The sequence below is a fragment of the Romboutsia lituseburensis genome (assembly GCF_024723825.1).
Lineage (GTDB): Bacteria > Bacillota > Clostridia > Peptostreptococcales > Peptostreptococcaceae > Romboutsia_F > Romboutsia_F lituseburensis_A.
In genome coordinates, this window is record NZ_JANQBQ010000005.1 from 1 (window position 1) to 3,251 (window position 3,251).

General features: G+C 29.3%; 4 protein-coding genes. 2 read left to right on the top strand and 2 right to left on the bottom strand.

Annotated features, from left to right (window positions below; translation table 11 throughout):
- Positions 1–435 (top strand): hypothetical protein (locus NWE74_RS19060; protein ID WP_330666452.1); only part of this gene is annotated, 435 nt, incomplete at its 5' end.
- 33 nt (positions 436–468) lie between these two features.
- On the opposite strand, the gene NWE74_RS19065 is transcribed toward NWE74_RS19060, so the two are convergent.
- Positions 469–744: a hypothetical protein gene (locus NWE74_RS19065; RefSeq protein WP_258244642.1), complete on the bottom strand. Its 276-nt coding sequence runs from the start codon at positions 742–744 to the stop codon at positions 469–471.
- Positions 745–779: 35 nt separating this feature from the next.
- A complete protein-coding gene (locus tag NWE74_RS19070; RefSeq protein ID WP_258244643.1) occupies positions 780–1,265 on the bottom strand; it encodes a replication/maintenance protein RepL in 486 nt (161 codons plus the stop codon).
- A gap of 934 nt (positions 1,266–2,199) precedes the next feature.
- On the opposite strand from NWE74_RS19070, the gene mobV reads away from it, so the two are divergent.
- Positions 2,200–3,198 carry a MobV family relaxase gene (gene mobV, locus NWE74_RS19075; RefSeq protein ID WP_258244644.1) on the top strand — a complete coding sequence of 333 codons (999 nt, stop codon included), beginning with the start codon at positions 2,200–2,202 and terminating at the stop codon, positions 3,196–3,198.
- The last annotated feature ends 53 nt before the right edge of the window (positions 3,199–3,251 follow it).

Here is a 3,251-nt window from a genome sequence, read left to right on the forward strand (position 1 = left end):
ATGGCTTTTAAAAATATATTAGATACAACAGATTATAAGACTCTATATAAAAATATGGCTGATGATAATTTTGAGTTAAAAAGAATAAATGAAGAATTAAAAAATGAAATAGCTAGATTAAAAGAAGATTACTTAAGAAGTAGTGAATTATTAGAAATAAAATCGAGGAGCTTAGAGTATTTAGAAAAAAATATCAAGGATATTGAATCTTATACTACTAAGTTAGAATTTAAAATTGATGACTTAAACAAAGAATTAAAAGAATATAACCCAAACTTAAAACCACCAAAGAAGAAAGTTACTAAAGAAAAAGTAATTGAAGTTAAAAACATGATAAGAAGTGGATATAATTATCGTGTTACCTCGACAGAAACAAAGATGAGCATTAAAACCATTTCTAGAATAATAAATGGTTATTATGATGATTTATTGTAATAAAAAAGCATGATTAAATCATGCTTTTTTATATTATTCTCCAAGATATTCAATATCTAAGTTTTTAGCTTCTTCAGTACTTATTATAGACCAACAAATACTTCTAGATTTAAAGATAATATCATTTTTTCTATTTTTATATGTAGTTGGGTGATTGAAATATGATCCTATTGCTATACCATTAATAAATTTATCTACTCTTACATATGCATAATCCCAATCTAATTGCTTGGCATAAAATGGTACATTTGAAGAACATTTTGTCTCATATAATGTATATAAATCACTTTGAATTATATCAATTTTCATATAACACTCTCCTAAATATTTTTTAAATTAAAACTCTATATTTTAGAATTTTTCTCAATAGTTCCTAAAATAGTTTTTCCATTTGAATCAAAAGTTACCTCAAGCCTTAATTTTGCAATATCATTCCATTCTCCTCTTCCGAATAAATGAGGATTTACTTTATAAACACCAACTTCTGTTCTAAATAAAACATCGCCTTTTACAAGGTCTGTTATTGCATTATTAACTTTAGAAACGGAGCAACCAACCTCTGTTGCAATTTTTCTTTTAATTCCAGCATTTAAAGCAATATCTTGGTCTTGATTTGCCCAAGGTAATCTTTTTAAAATTGCCATTAATATTGGATTATGACCTTTTGGAAGGTCTTTTAAGTAGAGAATTGTATCTAAATACATTTTTACATATGGTGGTTCATTTTGGAATGAATAAACTGTATTTGTTTCAGTTTTTAATTTATTGCCATTTTCATCAATAGTTGTTTTTTCTATCATCTGGTTAATTTTTCTAATAGTTGCACTCATAAAAAAACATTCCCCTCTTACGTGTAATAGTATTATAAATTATACAGGAATGTTTTAAGTAAATCAAGTTAAAAACATTCCTCAATATTCAGTAATACTGAATATTGAGGAATGCTACTCCTCAATACCAGGAATGTCATTCCTCAATACCAGGAATACTACTCCTCAATACCAGGAATGGTCTAAAGTGGTTCAAATAAAGTAACACCAATATCTAGAACCTATTTTTTTACAAATTAGCTCTTTATTATTATATATACGACTTTAGAGCCTTCGGCGACCTACGGTTTTAAGACCTTGGCATTTTTGAAAAATTGCCAAACCCAAAAAACTTTTACCTATGGGGACTTTGCCCCCAAACCCCCACACTCGCCGAGGGCAACCCCACACCACGTAAAGTGGGTGGAGCTTAGCCAAAGTGTGTGGCTATACACTTCATCAAGGTAGTATTTAAAAATTTTTCAAAACGCTAAAGCTGAAAATTTTTTAAATCTCCACCTCTGACTTCGTTTCTAGCCGTTTCTAATTTAACGAAACGATAAAATATACATAAACTTAATTTAAAAAGCTAATAGAGGGCAACTACGAGCTGAGAATGTAATCAAGGAGAGCTTGGAATATCGCAGCGAAACGCAGTGAGTGAGAATATGCCGAGAAAGCTCCTTGATGAAATGAAAGCTCTACACTTGTGAAATGCTCCTACAAAGTAGGGGCTTGGCTAACGCCGAGTGATGGGGTTTGGGGCAATTGCCCCATGCTTAGTTTTGGGGTTTTAGCCCTTTTTCAAAAGGGACTAAGGTCTTAGGTTTTAAAGCTCCATGCAATGGCTCACCTTTTTTATACAAAGTAAAAAAGTCCAGTGAGTTGGACATTTGTGACCCTTTGGGGTTATAATGTTCATAAATACATAAAACTAAGGAGTAAAATATAAATAATGAGTTATTCAATAATTAGAATTGAAAGAGCAACCAGTAAAGCTAATTCTATTGGACATCAAAGACATAATCAAAGAGAAAATAAAAATTATTCAAATAAAGATATAGATTTGTCAAAAAGTTATTTGAATTATGATTTAGTAAATGATAAGAATATTAATTATCTTGAAATGATTGATAATAAGATAACTGAAAACAAAAAAAGTAAGCGAAAAGTAGGTAATAATCAGGTTCAACATATGTATGGTGTTATTACTTCTGATAAAGATTTCTTTGATTCAATGGACATGGATCAGGTTAAAGAGTTCTTTGAAAATTCATTAGAGTTTGTAAAAAAAAGATTTGGCAAAGACAATATTTTATATGCAACAGTTCATCTTGATGAAAGCACTCCACATATGCACTTTGGATTTACCCCTATAACCTCTGATGGTCGTCTTTGTGCTAGAGATATTCTTAACGGAAGAAAACAACACAGCGAGTTACAGGACCAATTTAATAAGCATTGCAAGGCAAACGGATACAACCTAGAGAGAGGTGTGTCAAAGGAGGAAACAAAGGAAAGTCACACTAAGAGTTTAGACTATAAAAAGAAACTGGCTCATGAAATAAATGAAGCTAAAGAGCAAGAAATAAAGTATGGAAGAGAGTTAGATTTTTATAAAAAAGCTAGAAAAGAGTTAAAAACCAAAGCTGATATTAAAAATAAAGTAATTTATAAATTAGAAAAAATAAATAATTCAGTTGAACCTATTACTGAATGGGATTCTGATGAAGTTAAAATGGTTAATAATAAAACAGTTAAAATGCCTAGAGAGTGTTATGATGAAATGTTAGATTTAATTCTAGATGTTCATAATTATTATGTAATTGATGGTTTAAATTCAGAAAACCCATTTGAAAATTTCAAAGAAAAATTAGATAATAATTATAAAAAAATTGAACAGCTTAAAAAGAGAAATCTTGCTAAGAATAGAAAAGATAAGTTAGAATTGTAACATAATGTGTCATTGAGGAAACACAATATTTAATAGATAGATTGGGGATTAAA

Excerpts from the sequence above, each read along its gene's own strand:
- NWE74_RS19065 (WP_258244642.1), bottom strand. The coding sequence starts at position 744 with ATGAAAATTGATATAATTCAAAGTGATTTATATACATTATATGAGACA.
- NWE74_RS19070 (WP_258244643.1), bottom strand. The coding sequence starts at position 1,265 with ATGAGTGCAACTATTAGAAAAATTAACCAGATGATAGAAAAAACAACT.
- mobV (WP_258244644.1), top strand. The coding sequence starts at position 2,200 with ATGAGTTATTCAATAATTAGAATTGAAAGAGCAACCAGTAAAGCTAAT.